The sequence below is a fragment of the Pseudomonas sp. LD120 genome, from assembly GCF_009861525.1.
In the GTDB taxonomy this organism is placed as follows: domain Bacteria; phylum Pseudomonadota; class Gammaproteobacteria; order Pseudomonadales; family Pseudomonadaceae; genus Aquipseudomonas.
On sequence record NZ_WVHL01000005.1, the window covers coordinates 459,703 to 483,065 of the forward strand.

Genomic DNA, 23,363 nt, shown 5'->3' on the forward strand with positions numbered 1-23,363 from the left:
GCGTTCGCCCCTGATGGCCTCTTCGCCGGCGAGCCGGCTCCTACGAAGGTTGGCCCGACAGGCGGGAAATTGCAGGCTAGAGCGCTGGGATACTGTATGAACAAAATGGAATATGAACGTGAATAAAAGATATTGTTCGGGAATAAAAAATCTCGGTATTGTCCGCTCCACGCCAGCAGTGGCACTTCACTGGCACCGAAATACGCAGCCCATTTGACGCCGTCGTCGATCTCGATACTTAAGGACCTCGCATGAAAAAAGTTCTGTTGTTCACCGCACTGGCGGCAGCCCTGAGCGCCGGTATCACCCAGGCTGGCGAGAAGCTGGTGGTTGCCGCGACCCCGGTGCCCCACGCCGAGATCCTCGAGTTGATCAAGCCAACCCTGGCCAAGGAAGGCGTGGACCTGGAAATCAAGGTGTTTACCGACTACGTACAACCCAACGTGCAGGTCGACCAGAAGCGTCTCGACGCCAACTACTTCCAGACCCTGCCGTACCTCAAGAGCTTCAACGAAGGCAAAGGCACGCACTTGGAAACCGTGATCGGCGTGCACGTCGAACCCTTCGGCGGCTATTCGAAGAAGGTCAAAACCCTGGCTGAGCTCAAAGACGGCGCCACCATCGCCATCCCCAATGAAGGCAGCAACAGCGGCCGTGCCCTGATCCTGCTGCAGAAGGCCGGTCTGATCGAGCTCAAGGACCCGAAAAACGCCCTGGCCACGCCCAAGGACATTGCCAAGAACCCGCACAACTTCAAGTTCAAGGAGCTGGAGTCGGCCATGCTGCCACGGGTTCTGGATCAGGTTGACCTGGACATGATCAACACCAACTACGCCCTGGAAGCGGGTTTGAACCCGGCCAAGGACGCGCTGGTGATCGAAGGGGCCGACTCGCCCTACGTGAACTTTCTGGTGGCCCGTCCCGACAACAAGGACAGCCCGGCGATCCAGAAGCTGGCCAAGGCCCTGACCAGCCCTGAGGTGAAAGCCTTCATCGAGAAGAAATACAGCGGCGCGGTGCTGCCGGCGTTCTGATGAGCTAGGCTGATGAAGTGACAAAACCCTTCAAGGTTTAAACGCCGACGGCTAATACAGTGTCGGCGTTTTTTATGGTCGGCGGGCATCCGCTGGTGGGGGCCACTGCGTGCAGCCGCGGGTCTACTCGCTGGGCTGCACGGCTCGGCACAATGCAGTCAACCATTTCAGCCGTTTGTGTCAATCCAGAGGTGGCGGAGTTTTTACTCGGGTCATGAGCGTCATCCTTGCGAGGCACTCGGCAGCAAAGGTCGGAGCTCGATGCCGGGTCGGCGAATTCGCCATTGGTGTGTGAATGCTATCGATACCCGTGTCCAGAACCGAGCGTGATGGACGAAGGCTGCCAGTCGCAGCATGAGGCGTACGTTGGTCTACAGAGGTCGGCTGCTGATTCCCCTGTAGCCGTGTGATCGGCTGCGCAGGAACCGCGGTTCTTGAGGGCACCTGAAGGCCTGCGGACCTTGTCGCAGCCTGTGGCAGCGGCGGTGTGGCGGATGCGGATTTTGACGGGGGTCAATCGGGCCAGTACCACGCCGGTTCGTCGAGCAGGCGCTGGCCGACGATGCCGGTCTGGCCCAGCTCCTTCTCCAGCACGATGCAGTTGCACTCGGGATCCTCCTGCAAGGCCGCGATCAAGCGCCGGGCGTGGGACACCACCCACACCTGGCACTGCTCAGAAGCCCTGATGATCAAGCGCGCCAACGCCGGCAACAGGTCCGGGTGCAGGCTGGTTTCCGGTTCGTTGAGCACCATCAGGCTTGGCGGGCGCGGGGTCAGCAGGGCCGCGACCAGCAGCAGGTAGCGCAAGGTGCCGTCCGATAGCTCCGCCGCCGACAGCGGCCGCAACAAGCCTTCCTGATAGAACTCGATGGCAAAACGGCCGCCTGGCAGTGGGGCTATGTCCAGTCGCGCGCCGGGGAAGGCGTCGCTGATGGCCACCTGCAAGGCCTCGGGATCGCCGATCTCGCGGATGGTCTGCAACGCTGCCGCCAGGTCGCGGCCGTCGTGATGCAGTACCGGAGTGCGGGTGCCTAGTTGCGGCTGGCGCGCCGGGGCTTCGCTGTCGCTGCGAAAGTGATCGTAGAAGCGCCAGCGCCGGATGAACTCACGCATCTGTAGCACTTCCGGCGAGCCGCGCAGGCTGCCCACCTGATCGAACAGGCTGTCGAAGTTCGGCGTGTGTTGGGCCAGCACGTCCCAACTGCGACCCTGACGGGCGCGGATCAGCGGACCATTGCGGTCCACCAGCAGGCTGGCGGGGCGGTAGAAGGGGCCGGACCAGATGCATTCCTTTTTGATCTGCGGGTCCAGGGAGAACACCGAGAGGCTGGGTTCCGGCAGGCCCAGGGTAATGGCGTAGCTGAAGTCCTCGCTGGCAAAGCCCAGGCGCAGGCGTTTGCTCGACGAGCGCACGCTGGCTTCGATCGGCGCTTCGCCGTTGCGCATGCGCCGACTGAGGGTTTCCGGCCCGGCCCAGAAGGTGGAATCCAGCCCGCCTTCCCTGGCCAGGGCATTGACCACCCCGCCCTGGGCGGTTTCCGCCAGTAGGCGCAGGGCGCGGTACAGGTTGGATTTGCCGCTGCCGTTGGCGCCGGTGATCAGGTTCAGCCGGCCCAGGGGCATCACCAGTTTGTTGATGGAGCGGTAATTGGCCACCGCCAGGGTCTTGAGCATGCCGGGTCTCCTGTAGCGTGGCGGGCAGTGTGCCTCAGATGATCAAGTTGTCGCGAGCGCGCGTGTTCACACAGCCGGCGGCTGCAGAGGATTGGGCTCAGACCTTGCGCCAGACGCTGGCCAGCCAGGGTTGCTGTTCCCGGGGCAGGCCGGCGGGGCGGTAGTAATGCTCCAGCTCGACAAAGCCTGCTTCGGTGAGCAGCGCCTGCCAGCTTGCGAGGTCGTGGTAGGCGCCGTAGCGCGGGCCGCTCCAGCCCTCCTGGTTGTCGCCGCGCGGGTTGGAGCTGAACAGCACGCCGCCGTCCTTGAGGCTCGCATGCAGTTGCTTGAGCACCCGTGGCAGTTCCTGGCGGGGAATGTGGAACAGCACGGCGTTGGCGAAGATGCCGTCGAAGCGGGCCTCCGGCAGATCAAGCTTGAGAAAGTCCTGCTGCCAGACTTCGCAGCCGCTGTCGTCCCGGGCCATCTGGGCAAAACGCTCGCAGCCGTCGAGGCCGATGGCGATATGGCCCAGGCGGGTGAAGGTTTGCAAGTCGCGCCCCGGGCCGCAGCCAAAATCCAGCACGGTGAAGGGCGTCGGGCCCTGGATATGCCGCAGCAGCGCGTCGATGTTCTGGCTGACGTCGTGGTCGCGGGTGCCTTCACGAAAGTCTTCGGCCACCTGCTGGTAGTGGCCGAGGGTGGTGGCGGTGATGGTGTCTAGGTCGTTGGGGGCGAGTTTCATGGCGGGCTACATGGCGTGAAGAGGAATGGCCCGAATATACCCCATGCACCCTGTGGCCGCGGCTACACGGGGTGCCCGCCACATCCCCTGTAACCACTAGCGCTTGTTCAGCACCCGCGCCAAACGGTCGCCGCCCAGCTGGATCGCCGCCACCAGGATCACCAGCAGCACGATCACCGTGAGCATGATCTGGCTGTCGAAACGCTGATAACCGTAGCGGTAGGCAATGTCCCCCAGCCCGCCCGCGCCAATCGCTCCGGCCATGGCCGAGGCGTTGATCATGGTCACCAGGGTGATGGTGAAACCGCCGACGATGCCCGGCAGCGCTTCAGGCAGCAGCACGTGCCAGACGATGTGCCAGCGTCGGCAGCCCATGGCCTGGGCGGCTTCGATCAGGCCGTGATCGACTTCCCGCAGGCTCACTTCGGCAATGCGCGCAAAGAACGGCGTGGCGGCGATGGTCAGCGGCACCACCGCCGCCCACACGCCGTAGGTGGTGCCGACGATCAGTCGGGTAAAGGGGATCAACGCCACCATCAGGATCAGGAACGGGATCGAGCGGAACAGGTTCACAAAGGCCCCCAGGGCCCGGTTCAGGTGCGGCGCTTCGTAGATCCCGCCCTTGCCGCTGGTGACCAGGATCACCGCCAGGGGAATCCCCGCCAGCAGGGCGATCAGCGAGGACACGCCGACCATCAGCAGGGTGTCGAGGACGCCCTGCAACAAGCGCTCAGACCCCATAGCCCAGCACCTCCACTTGCTGTGCCCATTGCCCGGCGCGCTGGCGCAGTTCTTCGGCGCCCAGGGACGAGCCCTGGACGGCCAGCAGCAGTTGCCCCAGGGCGTGGCCCTGGATGCGTTCCACCCCGCCTTGCAGCAGGCGCACGCGGCCGCCGAGGGCGCTGAACAGCGCCGCCAGGTCCGGCTCCTCACGCAGGCTGCCGGTAAAGCGCAGGCTCAGCACCAGGGCCGCCTCGGACGATTCGGGATGACTGCGCAAATGGCTTTGCAGCTCGGGCGCCAGGCCGTGCTGCAAGGGCGCCAGCAGGGTCTTGCTGACCTCGTGTTGCGGGTGGCCGAAGACTTTCCAGACCGGTCCCTGTTCGACGATGCGTCCATGCTCCAGCACCACCACCCGGTCGCAGATCTCGCGGATTACCGCCATCTCGTGGGTGATGAGGATGAGGGTCAGGCCCAGGCGCTGATTGATCTGTTTCAGCAGGCCAAGGATCGACTGGGTGGTTTCCGGGTCCAGGGCCGAAGTGGCTTCGTCGCACAGCAGGATCTCGGGGTCGTGGACTAGGGCCCGGGCGATCCCCACCCGCTGTTTCTGGCCGCCGGACAGTTGCGCCGGGTAGGCCTGGTGCTTGTCCTTGAGGCCTACCAGTTCCAGCAGCTCGCGGACCTTGCGCTCGCGCTCGGCCTTGGGCACCCCGGCGACCTTCAGCGGCAGCTCGACGTTGTGCCATACGGTCTTGGCCGACATCAGGTTGAAGTGCTGGAAGATCATGCCGATGCGTCGGCGCAGGGCCACCAGGCGGTCTTCGTCGAAGTCGCCGATGTCCACCTGATCGATCAGCACCCGGCCGCTGCTGGGTTGCTCCAGGCGGTTGATGGTGCGGATCAGTGATGACTTGCCGGCGCCGCTGCGGCCGATGATGCCGAACACCTCACCGCGCTGGATCGCAAGGTCGATGCCGTGCAGGGCCTGCACCGGGCCCTGCTGGCCCTGGTAGGTCTTGCCCAGGCCGATAAAACGCACCTGGGCGCGGTTCAGTTCAGGGTGCAGCTCGGCACGCTGGGGCGCCGGTTCCGGCAGCTTGCGCTGTAGCGTCGCGACACTCATCTCAAGCTTCCCAGCCGGCTTGGTAGAGCTTGCCGTGGGCTTTATCCAGAGCCGCCCGAACGGCCGGCGAGTGCTGGTAGATATCGACGAACTTGATCAGCCGCGGGTCGTTCTGGCGCTTGGGCTGGATCACGAACTGGATCACGTACTCCTTGTGGTCCAGGCCGTCGAACAGCAGCGCCGAACCGGCATCGAAGGTCTTGGCCAGTCGGATGTAGGCCGGGTAACCCTGGACCAGATCGGCGTCGTCATAGGCGCGCACCAGTTGCACGGCTTCGACCTGGAGGATCTTGATCTGCTTCGGGTTGCTGACGATGTCGTCTTCGGTGGCCTTGTAGCCCACGCCCGGCTTGAGGGTGATCAGCCCGGCCTTGGCCAGCAGTTGCAGGCCACGGCCGCTGTTGATCGGGTCGTTGGCGATGGCCACGCTGGCGCCTTGTGGCAGTTCGGCGAAGCTTGTGTACTGCTTCGAGTACAGGCCGACGTTGTTGATGATGCCCGGGGCGAAGGGCACCAGATCGAAACCGGCGGCGGCCTTGGCGTTTTCCAGGAACGGAATGTGCTGGAAGTAGTTCACGTCGATATCGCCGGCGGCGAGACTAACGTTGGGCGCGATCCAGTCGCTGAACTCCACCAGTTCGACTTTCAGGCCCTGCTTGCCGGCTTCGGCAACGGCCGCCTCCAGGGGAATGGCAAAGGCGGCGGTGGTGCCGACCTTGAGCGGTGCGTCGGCGGCGAAGACGGCGCTGCTGAACAGGCCGAGGGCGAGGGCCAGGGCTTTGACCGGGTGGCGCAGGAGCGTGGTTTTCATGATGGTTACTTCCAGTCAATTCGAATGAAGAGGTTGAACAATTGCGTTTGGGTCCGGCGAGACCGCTGTCTGTGGCGAGGGAGCATCTCCCGCTGGGCCGCAAAGCGGCCCCGGATCCAGGCGGCGCGGTGTTGCAGGCGTATCGCGCCGCGGGGGGGGGCTTGCTGCGCACGCCAGCGGGAGCAAGCGCTCTTGCCACAAGAGCTCCAGCCGTAGCGGTTCGGTAGAGCCGTCCCTTGTTAACGGCGGTAGGCCGCGCCGGTGTGTCGTTGCGGCAGTGTGCGGCCTTCGTGGAACAGTTTTTCCCGCAGGGTGCCGTCGTCATAGGCGGTCTTGTAGGAGCCGCGGCGCTGCAGTTCGGGGATCACCAGGTCGATGAAATCGACATAGCTTTCCGGGGTGACGGTGCGGGTCAGGTTGAAGCCGTCCAGGCCGGTGTCGGCGATCCAGGATTCCAGCTCGTCGGCCACCTGCTGCGGCGAGCCGACCACGGAGAAGTAACGGCCGCCCAGGGCGTGCTGGTCCAGCAGTTGGCGCCGGGTCCAGTCGTTGTTCTGCAGGTGCTGGGTGGCCGACTGGATGGCGTTGCTCTTCACGTACTGGATGGGTTCGTCGATCTGGTATTGGGAAAAGTCGATCCCGGTGGATGCGGAAAAATGCGCCATCCCGGCCTCGGCGCTGGCGTAGTGGCGGTACTCGGCATGCTTGTTCCAGGCCTGCTCCTCGGTCTCGCCAACGATCACGTTAAGGCCCATGAATACCTTGATGTCCGCAGGGTTGCGCCCGGCGGCCACGGCACTGGCGCGGACCTTGTCCACTTGGGCCTTGGTCGCTGCCTTGTTCTGCCCACTGATGAACACGCACTCGGCGTGGCGCCCGGCGAACAGCAGGCCGCGCTCCGAGCTGCCGGCCTGGAACAGCACCGGGGTGCGCTGCGGCGAAGGCTCGCACAGGTGATAGCCGCTGACTTGGTAGAACTCGCCCTGGTGCTCGACCTTGTGCACTTTGTCCGGCTGGGCATAGACGCGCTGCTCGCGGTCACCCAGCACCGCGTCGTCGTCCCAGCTGCCTTCCCAGAGTTTGTACAGCACCTCCAGGTACTCGTCGGCCTGGTCGTAGCGGCGGTCGTGCTCGATCTGCTCCGTCAGGCCCATGGCCTGGGCGGCGCTGTCCAGGTAGCCGGTGACGATGTTCCAGCCGACCCGGCCACGGCTCAGGTGGTCGAGGGTGGAAAGGCGCCGGGCGAACAGGTAGGGCGCCTCGTAGGTGAGGTTGGCGGTGAGGCCGAAGCCCAGGTTCTTGGTCACTGCCGCCATGGCCGAAACCAGCAGCAGCGGGTCGTTGACCGGCAGCTGGATCGACTCCTTGAGGGTCACGTCCACCGAGTTCTGGTAGACGTCGTAGACCCCGACGATGTCGGCGATGAACAGCCCGTCGAACAACCCGCGCTCCAGCAATTGGGCCAGTTCGGTCCAGTATTCGAGGGTCTTGTACTGGGTCGAATGGTCCCGTGGGTGGGTCCACAGGCCGTGGTTGATGTGCCCGACGCAGTTCATGTTGAAGGCGTTGAGCAGGACCTTTTTCTTGGCGGTTTCGGGAGTGGCCATCAGATGGTCCCCCGCAGCGGCGGGTTCTGCTGGTTGAGGTAGTAGTTGCCCACCGCGTGGTACTTCCAGCGCACCGGGTCGTGCAGGGTGTGCACCCGGGCATTGCGCCAGTGACGGTCCAGGCCGTGCTCGGCCAGGGTCGCCTGGCTGCCCGCCAGTTCGAACAGGGTGCTGCCGGCGGCCAGGGAAATCTCCGTGCTCAGGGCGCGGACCTCGGCCACGGCGATGGAGGCGGCGGCCACGGTGTCGGCGTTGGTATTGGCCTGGGCCTGGTCGAGAAAGGCGCCGGCGCGTTCCAGCAGGGCCTCGGTGGCGTGCAGGCGGATGCTCAGGTGGCCGAAGCGCTTGAGGGTCAGCGGGTCGTCGGTGGCCTGGTCGTTGCCGGAGTCGATCCACGGCCGGGTCTTGGTGCGCACGAAGCGCAGGGCGTCTTCGTAGGCGGCGCGGGCAATGCCGGTGTCGATGGCGGCGTGGAGGATCTGCGCCAGGGGGCCGACCGGTGTCGGGCGCTCGAAGGCGCTCTGGAACGGCATCACGTCGGCTGCGTCCACCGCCACGTTGTCGAACAGCACCGAGCCGCTGCCGGTGGTGCGCTGGCCGAAGCCGCTCCAGTCGTCGATCACGCTCAGGCCCTGGGCGTCGGCGGGGACGAAGGCCAGTTGCTGCGCGCCGTGCTCATCCACCGCCGAGGTGGGGATGCGCTGGGCATAGAGCGCGCCGGTGGCGTAGAACTTGCGCCCGTCGATGCGGTAGCCCTGGCCGCTGCTGTCGCGGCTCAGGTGGGTGGTGCGGTCGTGGGCGGTCTTGGTGCCGAGTTCAGCCAGGGCGTTGCCAAAGCGGCAGCCGGCCAGGACCTCGGCGTATAGCCGTTGCTTCTGCTGAGGGCTACCGTTCACCCGCAGCACTTCCAGGGTGTAGAAATGGTTCTGCGGGATCTGCCCCAGAGAGGCGTCGGCCTCGGCGATCAGGGCGATGACCTTGGCCAGGGTGACGTTGGATACGCCAGCGCCGCCGTATTCCTTGGGCACGCTGATGCCCCACAGGCCGGAGCGGGAGAAGGCTTCCAGTTCCGGGTGCGGCAGGCGCCGTTCGCGGTCGCGCAGGGCGCTGTCGCGCTTGAAATCTTGCGCCAGGTCGCTGGCGACAATCAGGGCTTGTTCGTCGCTGGTGATGACCGCGACGTGTTGAGAAAGCGTCATGTGTTTCTCCAGAGAGCTGGTCAAAGTGTTGCGGGCGGTCAAATCCAGGAATGTCGGGCCGGCAGCGTGCCGTTCAGGTGGTAGGCGCCGACGGCGTGGTACTTCCAGCGCACCGGGTCGTGCAGGGTGTGCACCCGGGCATTGCGCCAGTGGCGGTCGAGGTTGAATTCGGCGAGGGTGGCGCGGCTGCCGGCGAGCTCGAAGAGCTTTTCGCTGGCCAGCAGCGAGATCTCGGTGGTCAGCACCTTGGCTTCGGCCACGGCGATCGAGGCGCGGGCCGCGGACTCGACGGTGATCGGCGCCGCGCTGACCTGGTCCAGCACTCGCCCGGCCTTGCGCAGCAGGGCCTCGGCGGCGTGCAGTTCGATCTGCAGCTTGCCGATCTCGGCGATCACATACAGATCGTCGCTGGCGCGCTCGACGTTGGCGTCGATCCACGGACGGGCCCGTTCACGCACAAAGGCGATGGCGTCGGCCAAGGCTTCCCGGGCGATGCCGGCGTCGATGGCGGCCTGGATCAGTTGCGACACCGCGCCCTGGATATTCGGCGACTCGTTGATCCTCCAGTTGTCCAGCACCAGCTCGGATTCGACCCGCACGTTGTTCAGCAAGACGGTGCCGCTGGCGGTGGTGCGCTGACCGAAGCCCGACCAGTCGTCGACGATGCGCAGGCCTGGAGTGCCGCGACGGACGAAGGCCAGCACCTGGCGACCTTCCTCGTTCAGCGCCTTGACCGCGACCCAGTGGGCGAACAGGGCGCCGGTGGAGTAGAACTTCTGGCCGTTGATGACATGGCCGTCGGCGTCTTTGGTGACCCGCGCCTTGAGTTCCAGGGTGTTCTTGGTGCCGCGTTCCGGGCCGGCATTGCCGATGCGCCAGCCTTCCAGAACACTCTGCAGCAGCTGTTTCTTCTGCCGTTCGGTGCCGCAGCCGAGGATCAGGCCGAGGATGCCGAACTGGTTCTGGGGGATCTGCCCCAGGGCCGGGTCGGCCGCGGAAATGATCGCGAAGACCTCGGCCAGGGTGACGAAGGACACCTGTGGCCCACCGTAGGCGCGGGGGACGGAAATACTGCCCAGGCCGCTGCGGGTGAATTGTTCGATCTGCGCCCAGGGCAGCTTGCGCTGACGGTCGCGTTGAGCGGCCTGCTGGCGGGCCGCGGCGGCCAGTTCATGGGCGGCCTGCAGGGCTTGGGCGTCGTTACGCAGAAGCTGTGCGGGTAACCGCAGGGGGGCAATGTCCAGATCGCCCTGGCTGTGTGTATCAACCAGACTGGACATCAGCGCCGCTCCTTGGCTGCACGCAATGCCCTGGCAACCTGCACTGGGGTGATTGTGTTCCGGACCATACCTACCTCGCATCTTTTGGATAGGCCGCGTCATGCGGCGAAATCAGCATCAAGAAGGTCCGGTGGTCCGGTGCATATACCCTATGCGCGCATAAAAATTAAATAAACTAACTTTTAGGAATATGAATAGAAGGGGTTTACGTGTACGGCAGGATGGCCGGTTGCGGCCCAGTGGCTGCGGGCTGGCGCGGTGTGTGGCAGGCGCTGGCAAGCATTTTTCGTCGGCAGCAAAGAACACGGGCGGGGGGATGAAAGCACGGGAAGTGAGGCAATCAGCGGTGAGCTTTCAGGCAGTGCCGCACGTGTTACTGGTACTGATCCAGCTCGTGGGTGAGCGATTGCAGCAGTGATTCGGGGGGCAGCAACAGACCTTGCCCGTCCGCATCCGCAAACACCAGGCAGAACCTGGCGTCGCGCTGCATGCCGGGCAGCCAGTGGGAGAGGAAATGGCCGAGCTCAATGGGCTTGGGTTGAAAGCCGTGCCATGGGCCATGGGCGCACAAGGCGGCGAAGTCCGCCTCTGGCCAGAACGCGATGGCGCTGGCCTGGGCAGAGCCGGCGGTGGCCCAGCCGTCCGCGAACAGCCCCCAGATCACCTGGAAATCCGCCACCTTGCGAATCAGGTAGTCGCACCGGGCCTGGGGCGAGAGCCGGAGCAGGTTGTGGATTTTCTGAGGTGCCAGCATCAGGATTCCATGGTCTGCAATGGCTGCGGGCATCCGGCTATGGGAGTTTGAAGCTTCATGTGCCGGGCTGGAGAAACTTGCTGAGAAACTGTCGGGTGCGTTCGTGCTGGGGGTTGGCGAACAGCGCCTTGGCTTCGCCCTGCTCGACGATCACCCCCTTGTCGAAGAAGATCACCCGGTTGGCCACGTCCCGGGCAAAGCTCATTTCGTGGGTGACGATGATCATGGTGCGCTTCTCTTGCGCCAGGCTGCGGATGGTGCCCAGGACTTCGCCCACCAGTTCCGGGTCCAGGGCCGAGGTCGGTTCGTCGAACAGGATCACCCGCGGCTCCATGGCCAGGGCCCGGGCAATCGCCACGCGTTGTTGCTGGCCACCGGACAGGCGCCTCGGGTAGCTGTCTTCCTTGCCCGCCAGGCCGACCTTGGCCAGCAGCGCGCGACCCAGGGCGACGGCTTGCTCGCGAGGGGTCTTCTTCACCACCAGCGGGCCTTCGATGACGTTCTCCAGGGCGGTGCGGTGGGGGAACAGGTTGAAGTTCTGGAACACGAAACCCACTTGCTGACGCAACTGGCGGATCCGGCTTTGTTGCTGGTTCAGGGGGATGTTGCTGTCGATGGCGATGTCGCCGATGCGGATGCGTCCGCTGGTCGGTTCTTCAAGAAAGTTCAGGCAGCGCAGGAAGGTGGTCTTGCCCGAGCCGCTGGGGCCGATGATGGCAATCACTTCGCCTTCCTTGACCTGCAGGTCGATGCCATCGAGCACCGTCTGGCCCTTGAACTGCTTGGTCAGCTTTTCCACCACGATCATGGTTTCAGGACTCCTGGTCGTGCCGATTGACCCGCGCTTCCAGGCGGTTCTGCAGGTGCGCGAGCACGCTGGCCAGAACCCAGTAGATCAGCGCGGCGGCAAGATACATGGTGAAGATTTCGAAGGTGCGGGCGGTGATCAGCTGCGCCTGGCGGAACAGTTCCGGCACCTGGATGGTGGCGGCCAGGGCGGTGTCCTTGACCAGGGAGATGAAGCTGTTGCCCAGCGGCGGCAAGGCGGTGCGCATGGCTTGCGGCAGAATCGCCCGGCGCAGGGTCTGGGCCCGGGTCATGCCGATGCTGGCGGCGGCTTCCCATTGACCGCGCTCGATGGAGCCGATGGCCGCTCGGAGGATTTCACAGGCGTAGGCCGCCATGTTCAGCGAAAAGCCGATCAGCGCGGCGGGCAACGGGTCCAGTTCGATCCCCAGTTGTGGCAGGCCGTAATAGATCACGAACAGTTGCACCAGCAGTGGCGTGCCGCGAAAGAACGACACGTAGATCCGGGCGATCCAGCTCACCAGCTTGAAGCGCGACAGGCGCATCAGGGCCAGGCCAAAGCCCAGCAGCAGGCCGAAGAACATGCCGCCGAGGCTGAGGATGACCGTGTAGTACGCGCCCTTGAGGAGAAATGGCGCTGAATCCAGCGCCAGTTGCAGACCAGCTTCCATTATTGGGTGACGTCAGCGTTGAAGTATTTTTCCGAGAGCTTTTTCAGCGTGCCGTCGGCCCGCAGTTCCTCGATCGCCTTGTTCACCGCGGCCAGCAGTTCGGGTTCACCCTTGCGCAGGGCCACACCGGCTTCCTGGCGGGAGAAGGGTGCGCCGGAGACCACCAGGGTGTCCTTGGTTTTCTTGATCAGCTCGAAGGCCGCCAGACGGTCCACCAAAATGGCGTCGATGCGGCCGACGCGCAGGTCCTGGTACTTGGTCGGGTCATCGTCGTAGGTCTTGATGATCGCCGTAGGCACGTTGTCCTTGAGCCATTGCTCGTAGTTGGTGCCCAGGCCCACGCCGACCTTGTGGCCACCCAGGTCGGCGGCGGTCTTGAACGTGCCTTCATCCTTTTTCTGGGTCAGGGCCTGGATCCCGGAGACGGTGTAGGGGGTGGAGAAGTCGTACTTTTTCTTGCGCTCCTCGGAGATGGTCACCTGGTTGACGACCGCGTCCAGGCGCTTGGATTCCAGGGCCGCGAGAATACCGTCCCATTTGGTCGGCTGCAGCTTGACCTTGACCCCGAGCTTGTTCGCCAGGGCTTCGGAGAATTCCACTTCGAAGCCGGCCAGCTTGCCGTTTTCGTCGACATAGCTGAACGGTGGGTAGGTGCCTTCCAGGCCGACGTTGATCACGCCTGCGTCCTTGATTTTTTGCAGTTGCTCGCCGGCAACCGCCTGACCCATCAGTCCGGCCCCGAGGGCCAGGCCCAGTGTGCCCATCAGCAGATTGCGACGCAGTACGGAAACATTCATGACAAGCCCCTGTGGTTTCTTATGGCGTGATACGGGTGGGAAATGCAGGTCAACCGGTGAGATAGCAGCAACGCCTTATCCTGCCTTAAGTACAGCCTGCGCGTCTCTTGGCAAATGAGCCTGTGGCGCGACTATAAAGCGGTGCTGATAGCTTTAAAAATAATATAAATACATTTTGTTATTCCTTTTCGTTTTAATAGGTTGACGCCGGCCTCTGCCGCGATCGAGCGTGTTGGTCGAGCGCTTGGAGGGTCCTCTGGGCCTGTGTGGCGGCATCGGCCAAGGGCAAGGCCGCCAGTTGCATCCACTACCGCTTGCAACCCACCTCAGGCAAAGGCTCCAGGGTAGGCGAACAGCGCCGGGGCGCCGCCGGTGTGCAGGAAAATAATCGGGCCTTGTTCGAAGCGCTGGCGACCGACGCCGTCCAGCAGGCCGGCCATGGCTTTGCCGGTGTAGACCGGGTCCAGCAGCAGGCCTTCCTGGCTGGCCAGCAACTTGACCGCCGCCAGGGTGCCGGCGTTGGGTTCGCCGTAACGGGGGGCGAAGTATTCGTCCCACAGTTGCACATTGAACGCCGCCGGTAGGTTCACCCCCAGCAATTCGGCGGTGCGCTCGGCCAGGTCCTGGACCTTGGGCCGCTGATCCTCGTCGCTGCGCGAGACGGTCACGCCGATCACCGGCAACGGCGGCAGCACCTCGCTCAAGGCCAGGGCCAGGCCGCTGTGGGTGCCGGCGCTGCCGGAGGCCAGGACCACCGCGGCGAATTCCAGGCCGCTGTCTTCGATCTGCTGCGCCAGCTCCAGGCCGGCGCGCACGTAACCCAGGGCGCCCAGGGCGTTGGAGCCGCCGATGGGCACCAGGTAGGGTTTCTTGCCGTTGCTGCGCAGGCGCGCGGCCAGGGCGCGCAACTGTTCGTCGGCCTGGTCGAGGTTCTCCACCAGCTCGACCTTGGCGTCGAACAGGTCCAGCAGCAGGCGGTTGCCGTTGCCCAGGTAGTTGGGGTCTTCGGTGCCGATGGGGTTTTCCAGAAGGGCCACGCAACCCAGCCCCAGCTTGGCCGCCAGGGCCGCGGTCTGGCGCACGTGGTTGGACTGGATGGCGCCGGCGGTAACCAGCGTATCGGCGCCTTGGGCCAGGGCATCGGCGGCCAGGTATTCGAGCTTGCGCAGCTTGTTGCCGCCCATGGCCAGGGGGGTGGTGTCGTCGCGTTTGACGTAGATATCGCGTCCGATCCAGGCTGACAGGCGTTCGAGTTTTTCCAGGGCGGTGGTGTGCCCGAGCAGGTCGAGACGATTAAAGCGGGCAAGCTGTTGTTTGATCATGAGTCCGCACGGAACAGGGAAGGTGCAAGGACTATAGGCAGCGATATTTGCTCGGGCAACCGTCAATCGCTTATGCGAAAAAGTACTGTGAGCCAGACAATTAGTTCTTAAACCTCGCCTTGGCGGGGCGTAAAGTGATCGCCGTTTGCGCGGCCTGATTGTCCGGCCGCCCGAGTAAGGAGTCTTATCGTGAGCGAGCGTTCCAGCCATTGGCAATTGCAGACCATCGTCGGTCAACTGCGCGATGCCCGTGATCAGTGGCGTAGCCGCAACGGCCGGGTCAGCGGCGAGCAGGGTGGGCGTGAGCTGCCGTCGCGAGCGGCCATGGCAGAGATTCTTGAGGCCCTGTGCGGGGCCTTGTTTCCCATGCGCCTGGGGCCGGTGGATTTGCGCGAAGAGAGTGAAGACTTTTACGTCGGCCATACCCTGGACGCTGCGCTGAACTCGTTGTTGGCCCAGGCGCGCCTGGAGCTGCGTTATGTGGCCCGGCAGAACGGCGAGGCGGACGCCGAGGTCAACGCCAGGGCGATTCGCCTGATCCAGGATTTCGCCCTGGCCCTGCCGGGCCTGCGGGTGTTGCTGGACACCGATGTGCTGGCCGCCTACCACGGTGACCCGGCGGCCCGCAGCGTTGATGAGGTGCTGCTGTGCTACCCGGGCATCCTGGCGGTGATCCATCACCGCCTGGCGCACCATCTGTATCGTGCCGGCCTGCCGTTGCTGGCGCGGATCAGCTCGGAAATCGCCCACTCGGCCACCGGCATCGACATTCACCCCGGAGCGCAGATCGGCCGCAGCTTCTTCATCGACCACGGCACGGGCGTGGTGATCGGCGAGACCGCGATCATCGGTGAGCGGGTGCGCATCTACCAGGCGGTGACCCTGGGGGCCAAGCGCTTCCCGGCGGACGAAGACGGCCAGTTGCAGAAGGGCCACCCGCGCCACCCGATCGTCGAGGACGATGTGGTGATCTACGCCGGCGCGACCATCCTCGGGCGCATCACCATTGGCAAGGGCTCGACCATTGGCGGCAACGTCTGGCTGACCCGCAGCGTGCCGGCCGGCTGCAACCTGACCCAGGCCAACCTGCAGCACGACGACGGCTCGCAGAAGTAGGACAGGCCTTTTGTAGCCGCTGCCGAAGGCGGCGAACGAGCCGCAGGTTCGCCGGCGATCCCGCCACCGCCGAGGTCCCTTCGGTGCCGAGTGCAGCCTGTGGCAGAGGCTATAGAGGCGCCCGTGACACCCGCTGCCCCCGCTGCCCCCGCTTCTGCCGAGCCTGCGAAAAGGTCCGCAGGACCTTGCTTGTCGATCAGCCGCTGAACGCCAGCGGCTTCAATCTTGCCGCGCCGGTAGGCCGCCTAAACTCTTCGCGGCCTGCGCCTGCGCCTGCGCCTGCGGCAGTGGCTGCAGCGCGTGCGGGCGGTGGCCTTTTTTCTGCTGAACGATTGTGTTCGGCATCCGTCATACCCTTCCTTGAACTCGTGTACCCGCGGTACCGCTGGGCCTTGCGATTAGTTCTTCAGCACCTATCCATGGTTAACTTGAACGCTCGTTCAAGTTAAACCGGTGGTTCGCTGCCCGCTCACAACAGGAGGCTTGCCTTTGCTGAGTCCGTACATTTCAGCCATGTTTGATCCCTTCGAGGTGCGCCGTTCATGAGTGCGCCATCCAGCTCCGCGAATAGCCTTATTCGCATGAACCCTCCGGTGTTCTACTTCGCCGCGAGCTTTATTCTGGTCTTCGGTGTGGTGGTGATTTCCATGCCGGAACAGGCCGGCGCCTGGCTGCTGGCCGCGCAGAACTGGGCGGCCAATACGGTCGGCTGGTACTACATGCTGGCAATGACCCTGTACCTGGTCTTTGTGGTGGTCACTGCTTTGTCCGGCTACGGCAAGATCAAGCTCGGTGCCGACCACGACGAGCCCGAATTCAGTTACCTGTCCTGGGCCGGCATGTTGTTCGCCGCCGGGATCAGCATCACCCTGTTCTTCTTCTGCGTTTCCGAACCGTTGACCCACATGCTGCAACCGCCCCAGGGCGAGGCCGGTACCGCCGAGGCGGCGCGCCAGGGCATGCAGTTGCTGTTCCTGCACTGGGGGCTGCATGGCTGGGGAGTGTTCGCCTTCGTCGGCATGGCCCTGGCCTATTTCGCCTATCGGCATAACCTGCCCCTGGCTTTGCGTTCGGCGCTGTACCCGCTGATCGGCAAGCGCATCAACGGCCCTATCGGCTACGCGGTGGACGGCTTCGGGATCATCGCCACGGTGTTCGGCCTGGGCGCCGACATGGGCTTTGGCGTGCTGCACCTGAACTCCGGCCTGGACTACCTGTTCGGCATCGCCCACACCCAGTGGGTCCAGGTTGGTCTGATCACTTTGATGATGGGCGCGGCGATCACTGTCGCGGTGTCGGGAGTCGACAAGGGCGTGCGGGTGATGTCCGACATCAACATGCTGCTGGCGGTGGCATTGTTGCTGTTTGTGCTGTTCGCCGGGCCCACCCAGCACCTGCTCAACACCCTGATCCAGAACCTTGGGGACTATTTGGGCGCCTTGCCCAGCAAGAGTTTCGACGTTTACGCCTACAACAAGCCCAGCGACTGGCTGGGCGGCTGGACGGTGTTCTACTGGGCCTGGTGGATTGCCTGGTCGCCGTTCGTGGGGCTGTTCATCGCGCGGATCTCCCGGGGCCGGACCATCCGTGAATTCGTCTTCGGCGTGCTGTTGATTCCCCTGGGCTTCACCCTGGCGTGGATGTCGATTTTCGGTAACAGCGCCATCGATCAGGTGCTCAACCATGGCATGAGTGCCCTGGGCATGTCGGCCATCGACAACCCGTCGATGACCCTCTACCTGCTGCTGGAAACCTACCCCTGGAGCAAGACCGTGATCGCGGTCACGGTGTTCATCAGCTTCGTGTTCTTCGTCACCTCGGCGGACTCCGGCACCGTGGTGCTCTCGACCTTGTCGGCCAAGGGCGGCGGCGCCGATGAGGATGGTCCGAAATGGCTGCGGGTGTTCTGGGGCGCGATGACTGCCCTGGTCACCAGTGCGCTGTTGTTTGCCGGCAGCATCGATTCGCTGAAGTCGGCGGTGGTGCTGACCTCGCTGCCGTTCTCGCTGATTCTGCTGCTGATGATGTGGGGGCTGCACAAGGCCTTCTACCTGGAATCGCAGAAGCGCATCGCCCAACTGCACTCCCTGGCGCCGGTGTCGGCGTCGTCCCGGCGTGGCAAGGGCGGCTGGCGCCAGCGCTTGAGCCAGGCGGTGCATTTCCCGTCTCGGGATGAGGTGTATCGCTTCCTTGACCAGACGGTGCGCCCGGCCATCGAAGAGGTGACTGCGGTGTTCGCCGAGAAGGGCCTGAACGTGATCACCCAGCCAGACCCGGCCAACGACAACGTCAGCCTGGAAATCGGTCATGGCGACCAGCACCCGTTCATCTATCAGGTGCAAATGCGCGGGTACTTCACGCCGTCCTTCGCCCGAGGCGGCATGGGCCCCAAAGAATTGCGCAACCGCCGTTACTACCGGGCCGAAGTGCACTTGGCCGAAGGCAGTCAGGATTACGACCTGATGGGCTACAGCAAGGAGCAGATCATCAACGATATCCTCGACCAGTACGAACGCCACATGCAGTTCCTGCATCTGGTGCGTTGAGCGTTCGCTCAGGCCCTGGTGAACAGCTGATACAGCGCCAGGGCCGCTACCGGCACCGCGAACACCAGGCTGCCGCCCATCAGTTCCGACCTCAGGGACTGATGGGCGGTGACCCTCCCCACCGCGCCATTGATCACCGTCAATCCCAGCCACAGCCCGATGAAGCCGTAGCTCAATGTCTGCCGGCTAAAGCCCAGCCGTTCGCCAATAAACAGCATCAGCGCCAGCAGGGCCAGGCCGAAGCTAATGATCAGGGTGGTGTGCATGCCAAGCATCTCCTGTGGGTGCGGTCGGACGGTGTTGTGCTCGCCAGCACCTGGGTTTGCCAGCCTGTCCATGAAGCATAGGTGCCAACCCCGTCTGCCTTGGGGGCTGGCTTGCGGGGTTTTCATGCGCCGCGCAGGTTTTTGATCTGGGCTGACCCACTCGCGCCATCCCGGGCGCGAGTGGGGTTTGCGGTCTATAAAGAATGGGTGCTGGTCGTCGGGCCGCCCCTTTCAATGCGTTGTTGGTCGCCAACAGTCTGACCACGTCTAGCGACTCTTCTCCCAGCCGTTTGGCTTGCTCCTATTGATGTTGAGCACCCGGTGTCGCCTGGGCCCTGGTGGCTGCGAGCAAGGCATCTTGCCACTATCTCCTGGACGATTACGTACTGTGTTACGTGGTATGTAGTTGTCTTTGCTGGGGCTTTTTCCAAGGGGCGCGGATGGCGCCGGTACGTTGGATACGTTTTTCGTACGATCGGCATTTTTTCGGAAAATCCACGCAAATGCTTTGTGCTTCCTGGTCTCGCCGCTTGAGTGTCGAGGGTTTCCGCATCGGTTTATAAGGGGGGGCTTTCAGTACGAAATCGGTACGAATCATTGCCGGGAGTGCCCCGCGAACGGATTCAGCAGTGGCGTGGATCACCCACCCAGGATTGTGGAACTGCACAGGCCCGGGCTGTTCAGAACATCAAGGCCGTGCGCTGCGGGAAGCCTCGAATTGCCGCGGCCGAAAAATCAGCGGGGATAAAACCTGCAACGACGCTGAGGGCCCTGCCCAGAGAGGATTCGATGACTTATCTAGCTGCCGAAAATCGCTACGACTCCATCCCTTATCGCCGTGTCGGCCGCAGCGGCCTGGTGCTGCCGGCGCTGTCCCTGGGGCTGTGGCACAACTTTGGCGACAGCACGCCAATCGACACCCAGCGGGCGTTGTTGCGTACTGCTTTTGACTTGGGGATCAACCATTTCGACCTGGCCAACAACTACGGCCCACCTTACGGCAGTGCCGAAATCAACTTTGGCCGCTTGCTACGGGAGGACTTCAAGGCTTATCGCGATGAGCTGATTATCTCCAGCAAGGCCGGTTGGGACATGTGGCCCGGGCCTTACGGCCAGGGCGGAGGCTCGCGCAAGTATGTGCTGGCCAGCCTCGACCAGAGCCTGCAACGCTTGGGCCTGGACTATGTGGATATCTTCTACTCCCACCGTTTCGACCCGGATACTCCGCTGGAGGAAACCGCCAGCGCCCTGGCCAGCGCGGTGCAACAGGGCAAGGCCCTGTACATCGGTATTTCTTCCTACTCGGGGGCAAAAACGCGGGAAATCGCCGGGTTGTTGCAGGCGTGGAAAGTGCCGCTGCTGATTCATCAGCCGGCCTACAACATGCTCAATCGCTGGGTGGAAAAGGACCTGCTGGACACCACCGAAGCTCTCGGCGTCGGCGTTATTGCCTTTACTCCGCTGGCCCAGGGGCTGCTTACCGACAAGTACCTCAATGGCATTCCCGAGGATGCGCGGGTCAATCGCCCTGGCGGCGGCTCGCTGCAAGCCGCGCACCTGTCCGAAGTCAATATCGCCCATGTCCGCGCCCTCAACGAGATTGCCAAGAACCGCGGGCAAAGCCTGGCGCAACTGGCCCTGGCGTGGACCCTGCGCGACCCGCGTGTGACCTCGGCACTGATTGGTGCGAGCCGCCCGGAGCAGATCGTCGAGAACGTCGGAGCGTTGCAGAACCTGAGCTTCAGCATCGAAGAGCTGGCGGAAATCGATCATTTCGCCAAAGAGGGGCGCATCAACCTGTGGGAAAAACCCTCGCTGGCGCAATAGCCGCGTTCGCCGGTGCGTCAACCGGGCAGCCCCCGGCAGAGTGATCTGCTGGGGGCTGCTGATTTTGTGCTCCAAAACGTGCTTTGCGGCGGCGTCGTGATGCTGAGCGGAGGTTTGACCCAGTCCCTGGCGAAGCTTTTTGTTGAAAATATTATGCTAGTAATATTAAGTTGTTGGTCGAAATTCATAACGTCTCCACCAACCTGACCGCGACCCGCAGAAGTGGAAGTTGCGAGTTTTCGCGGTCAGCGTCCGCAGCCCGTGCAGGGTGCGGGCTGGTAACCGGATCGTGGCGCTTTGGCTGTTCGTCGCGGGGTAATTCATGGCCCAGGGGGCCGTGGTCGAATGTGTTTACAGGGAGGACGGCAATCTATGAGTGAACAATACGATGTGATCGTGATCGGCGCGGGTCCTGGTGGTTATGTCGCGGCGATCCGGGCGGCGCAGCTGGGACTGAAGACGGTCTGTATCGAGCGCTACAAGGGCAAGGACGGCAAGACCGCCCTGGGTGGCACCTGCCTCAATGTGGGCTGTATTCCTTCCAAGGCGCTGCTGGACAGCTCCCATCACTATTACGAGGCGCGCAACGGTTTCGAGGTGCACGGCATCGGCATCAGCAATCCGCAGATGGACGTGCCGGCCATGCTGGCGCGCAAGGACAACGTGGTACGCAATTTCAACGGCGGCATCGCCTCGCTGTTCAAGGCCAATGGCGTGGCCCTGCTGGAAGGTCACGGCAAGCTGCTGGCTAACAAGGAAGTGGAAGTCACCGCGGCCGACGGCAGCACCCAGCGCATCAGTGCCCCCAGCATCATCCTCGCCCCCGGCTCCCGCCCCATCGACATCGCCGCCGCACCGCTGACCGACAAGGTGATCGTCGACTCCACCGGAGCCCTGGAATTCACCCGCGTGCCCAAGCGCCTCGGGGTGATCGGCGCCGGCGTCATCGGCCTGGAACTGGGCTCGGTCTGGGCCCGCCTCGGCGCCGAGGTGACGGTCCTCGAAGCGCTGGACAGCTTCCTGCCGGCAGTGGACCTGCAGATCGCCAAGGAGGCGCAGAAGCTCTTTGGCAAGCAAGGCCTGGATATCCGCCTGGGGGCCCGGGTGACGGCGTGCGAAGTGCAAGGCGACAGCGTCAAGGTCAGCCTCAGCGAGGGCGGCGAGGACAAGCAGCAGACCTTCGACCGCCTGATTGTCGCCGTGGGTCGCCGGCCCCTGACCACCGATCTGCTGGCCGCCGACAGCGGTGTGCAGTTGGACGAGCGCGGCTTTATTCATGTCGATGGCCAGTGCCTGACCAGCGTGCCTGGGGTGTTCGCCATTGGCGACGTGGTGCGCGGCCCGATGCTGGCGCACAAGGCGTCGGAGGAGGGGGTGATGGTGGCCGAGAGCCTTGCCGGGCATCGGCATCCGCTCAATTACGAGCTGATCCCGTCAGTGATCTACACCCACCCGGAAATCGCCTGGGTTGGCCAGACCGAACAGGCCCTCAAGGCCCAGGGCATCGAACTGAACATCGGCACCTTCCCGTTCTCCGCCAGCAGCCGGGCCATGGCGGCCAACGACACCGCCGGGTTGGTCAAGGTCATTGCCGATGCCGGCACCGACCGGGTACTTGGGGTGCATGTGATCGGCCCGGGCGCTGCGGAACTGGTCCAGGAAGGCGCAATCGGCATGGAGTTTGGCACCAGCGCCGAAGACCTGGGAATGATGGTGTTCTCCCACCCGACCCTGTCCGAAGCCCTGCATGAGGCCGCGCTGGCGGTGAATGGCCAGGCGATTCATATCGGCAATCGCAAGAAGAAACCGGTGGCGAGTTCTACTGCCAGGTGATGCGTGGCAAATGGTAGGAGCGAGCTTGCTCGCTCCTACAAGGGACTATTTTTTGTTGGGAAAACCGAGGATTTCTGCGGTTTCACTGAAGAACTGATCCCGTGCCGAGCGTTTTCTGAGTTGCATGTTGATGACCTGTGACTGGTCTGGAAGGTCAAAGTAGCCCTCATCCAGGCTGCACAGGCTTTCCAGAATGGCCACAGGCAAGCCCAGCAGTTGCCTGACCTGGGACCTGGAAAGCACTGGGTTTTCCACTAGCATTTTCACGCCACGTGCAATCAGCTGTGGTCGCTCAAAATCAAAGTCGCCATCCATCGGCTCACCTTTGACCCAGCCTCTTGCTGATCTGGCTTTCCATAGCCGGGTTGTCGTGGTGTCGTTGATGATTTCCAGATCCACACAGCGATGCACCATGGCCGCAACAGAGACTTTCCAGCGTGATTTCAACGCCAGCAAAGTATCCAGAGCGGGCCAGCGAATCTCCCTGAGAAAACTTTCTGCAGGCATCAGGAAGGCGCTTGCGAAGCGGTGTGCCTGGGACTCAAGCAGCGCGTGGTTGGCCTCGTATTGCTCCTTGGAAACATGGCGATGGAGAACGATATGTCCGAGCTCATGGGCCGCGTCGAAACGGTTTCTGATGCCGTTTGCCTTATCGGCTACGAGCAGCACGTAGGGACGCTGGTCCAGTTCATACCAGTTGGAAACACCGTCCATTTTCAAATGGCCCAATGTGGTCCGGGCACAGATGATTCCGGCGTTCTCAAGTGCTTGAATGACATTGGGAATAGGCGCGATTCCCAACCCCCAGGCTTGCCGGCATTCGCTGGCCATCTGCTCGATTTCCTGGTCGGAAATCATCTGGCAGTTAGTCTCCGTCAAATGCGGGACATTGACCGCCGCGAACTCAAGGCTTTCCTGAAGCTTGTAAGAAATGTCCTGAAGCCACTCCAGGCGTAGCTCGGCAATGTCTCGTGCATTGCTGGTGGTACTGACTTGGGAACGGAAGAAAAAGGGTGTGTTCTGAGCGGTATCAACTGGCTCTTCAAGCAGCCAGTTTTCGCTGACGCCAAACACTTCACACAAGCGCTGGAAGGCTTCAGCTTCGGGCTCCTGCAATCCATTTTCCCATTTTGAGATGTTTCCAGAGGCTCGCCCCACCCTTTCGGCCAACGCGCTTTGGGTCATCCCAAAAGCGAGGCGCAACTGTTTGAGGCGCTCTGACTGAAAGCCCGCGACTCCAGTTCTCATG

20 protein-coding genes are annotated in these 23,363 nt (G+C 63.3%); 5 read left to right on the top strand and 15 right to left on the bottom strand.

Going from position 1 to position 23,363, the window contains the following annotated elements; all coding sequences use genetic code 11:
- Window positions 1-251: 251 nt before the first annotated feature.
- Entirely contained in the window at window positions 252-1,034 is a 783-nt protein-coding gene (locus PLD_RS16445) for a MetQ/NlpA family ABC transporter substrate-binding protein (RefSeq protein ID WP_159894494.1), read from the top strand.
- Between the two features lie 513 nt (window positions 1,035-1,547).
- Here the strand turns inward: PLD_RS16445 and PLD_RS16450 are convergent.
- The 13 genes from PLD_RS16450 to PLD_RS16510 form a co-directional block, all read right to left on the bottom strand.
- Complete coding sequence (locus PLD_RS16450) at window positions 1,548-2,708, bottom strand: AAA family ATPase (protein WP_159894496.1); 1,161 nt, start codon at window positions 2,706-2,708, stop codon at window positions 1,548-1,550.
- A gap of 97 nt (window positions 2,709-2,805) precedes the next feature.
- Complete coding sequence (locus tag PLD_RS16455; protein WP_159894498.1) at window positions 2,806-3,432, bottom strand: bifunctional 2-polyprenyl-6-hydroxyphenol methylase/3-demethylubiquinol 3-O-methyltransferase UbiG; 627 nt, start codon at window positions 3,430-3,432, stop codon at window positions 2,806-2,808.
- 96 nt (window positions 3,433-3,528) lie between these two features.
- Window positions 3,529-4,173 (bottom strand): methionine ABC transporter permease, encoded by a 645-nt coding sequence (locus tag PLD_RS16460; protein ID WP_159894500.1) that lies wholly within the window; start codon window positions 4,171-4,173, stop codon window positions 3,529-3,531.
- Window positions 4,163-5,278 (bottom strand): methionine ABC transporter ATP-binding protein, encoded by a 1,116-nt coding sequence (locus tag PLD_RS16465; protein ID WP_159894502.1) that lies wholly within the window; start codon window positions 5,276-5,278, stop codon window positions 4,163-4,165. Before PLD_RS16465 ends, PLD_RS16460 begins: the two co-directional genes overlap by 11 nt.
- Before the next feature lies 1 nt (window position 5,279).
- Window positions 5,280-6,089: a MetQ/NlpA family ABC transporter substrate-binding protein gene (locus PLD_RS16470; RefSeq protein WP_159894504.1), complete on the bottom strand. Its 810-nt coding sequence runs from the start codon at window positions 6,087-6,089 to the stop codon at window positions 5,280-5,282.
- 239 nt (window positions 6,090-6,328) lie between these two features.
- Window positions 6,329-7,696 carry an LLM class flavin-dependent oxidoreductase gene (locus PLD_RS16475; protein ID WP_159894506.1) on the bottom strand — a complete coding sequence of 456 codons (1,368 nt, stop codon included), beginning with the start codon at window positions 7,694-7,696 and terminating at the stop codon, window positions 6,329-6,331.
- Window positions 7,696-8,895: an SfnB family sulfur acquisition oxidoreductase gene (locus PLD_RS16480; protein WP_159894508.1), complete on the bottom strand. Its 1,200-nt coding sequence runs from the start codon at window positions 8,893-8,895 to the stop codon at window positions 7,696-7,698. Before PLD_RS16480 ends, PLD_RS16475 begins: the two co-directional genes overlap by 1 nt.
- A 38-nt stretch (window positions 8,896-8,933) precedes the next feature.
- Window positions 8,934-10,175: an SfnB family sulfur acquisition oxidoreductase gene (locus PLD_RS16485; protein WP_159894510.1), complete on the bottom strand. Its 1,242-nt coding sequence runs from the start codon at window positions 10,173-10,175 to the stop codon at window positions 8,934-8,936.
- A gap of 373 nt (window positions 10,176-10,548) precedes the next feature.
- The gene (locus tag PLD_RS16490) at window positions 10,549-10,929 is read right to left on the bottom strand and encodes a DUF2750 domain-containing protein (RefSeq protein WP_159894512.1); all 381 of its coding nucleotides are present in this window, start codon (window positions 10,927-10,929) and stop codon (window positions 10,549-10,551) included.
- Between the two features lie 55 nt (window positions 10,930-10,984).
- Window positions 10,985-11,737 (bottom strand): L-cystine ABC transporter ATP-binding protein TcyN, encoded by a 753-nt coding sequence (gene tcyN / locus PLD_RS16495; protein ID WP_159894514.1) that lies wholly within the window; start codon window positions 11,735-11,737, stop codon window positions 10,985-10,987.
- 4 nt (window positions 11,738-11,741) lie between these two features.
- Window positions 11,742-12,407 carry a cystine ABC transporter permease gene (tcyL, locus tag PLD_RS16500; RefSeq protein WP_159894516.1) on the bottom strand — a complete coding sequence of 222 codons (666 nt, stop codon included), beginning with the start codon at window positions 12,405-12,407 and terminating at the stop codon, window positions 11,742-11,744.
- Window positions 12,407-13,204, bottom strand: a complete 798-nt coding sequence (tcyJ, locus tag PLD_RS16505) for a cystine ABC transporter substrate-binding protein (RefSeq protein WP_159894518.1) — start codon at window positions 13,202-13,204, stop codon at window positions 12,407-12,409. Before tcyJ ends, tcyL begins: the two co-directional genes overlap by 1 nt.
- A gap of 326 nt (window positions 13,205-13,530) precedes the next feature.
- On the bottom strand, window positions 13,531-14,526 hold the full coding sequence (locus PLD_RS16510) for a D-cysteine desulfhydrase (RefSeq protein WP_159894520.1): 996 nt from the start codon (window positions 14,524-14,526) through the stop codon (window positions 13,531-13,533).
- Between the two features lie 189 nt (window positions 14,527-14,715).
- On the opposite strand from PLD_RS16510, the gene epsC reads away from it, so the two are divergent.
- Both epsC and betT read left to right on the top strand, forming a co-directional pair.
- Window positions 14,716-15,642, top strand: a complete 927-nt coding sequence (gene epsC / locus PLD_RS16515) for a serine O-acetyltransferase EpsC (RefSeq protein WP_159894522.1) — start codon at window positions 14,716-14,718, stop codon at window positions 15,640-15,642.
- 581 nt (window positions 15,643-16,223) lie between these two features.
- The gene (betT, locus tag PLD_RS16520; protein WP_178116227.1) at window positions 16,224-18,188 is read left to right on the top strand and encodes a choline transporter BetT; all 1,965 of its coding nucleotides are present in this window, start codon (window positions 16,224-16,226) and stop codon (window positions 18,186-18,188) included.
- Window positions 18,189-18,196: 8 nt separating this feature from the next.
- Here the strand turns inward: betT and PLD_RS16525 are convergent, their stop codons facing one another.
- Complete coding sequence (locus tag PLD_RS16525; RefSeq protein WP_159894526.1) at window positions 18,197-18,454, bottom strand: hypothetical protein; 258 nt, start codon at window positions 18,452-18,454, stop codon at window positions 18,197-18,199.
- A gap of 789 nt (window positions 18,455-19,243) precedes the next feature.
- On the opposite strand from PLD_RS16525, the gene mgrA reads away from it, so the two are divergent.
- Both mgrA and lpdA read left to right on the top strand, forming a co-directional pair.
- Window positions 19,244-20,281 carry an L-glyceraldehyde 3-phosphate reductase gene (gene mgrA, locus PLD_RS16530; RefSeq protein ID WP_159894528.1) on the top strand — a complete coding sequence of 346 codons (1,038 nt, stop codon included), beginning with the start codon at window positions 19,244-19,246 and terminating at the stop codon, window positions 20,279-20,281.
- A gap of 372 nt (window positions 20,282-20,653) precedes the next feature.
- Window positions 20,654-22,114, top strand: a complete 1,461-nt coding sequence (gene lpdA, locus PLD_RS16535) for a dihydrolipoyl dehydrogenase (RefSeq protein ID WP_159894530.1) — start codon at window positions 20,654-20,656, stop codon at window positions 22,112-22,114.
- 45 nt (window positions 22,115-22,159) lie between these two features.
- On the opposite strand, the gene PLD_RS16540 is transcribed toward lpdA, so the two are convergent.
- Window positions 22,160-23,362 carry an ImmA/IrrE family metallo-endopeptidase gene (locus PLD_RS16540; RefSeq protein WP_159894532.1) on the bottom strand — a complete coding sequence of 401 codons (1,203 nt, stop codon included), beginning with the start codon at window positions 23,360-23,362 and terminating at the stop codon, window positions 22,160-22,162.
- Between the last annotated feature and the right edge of the window lies 1 nt (window position 23,363).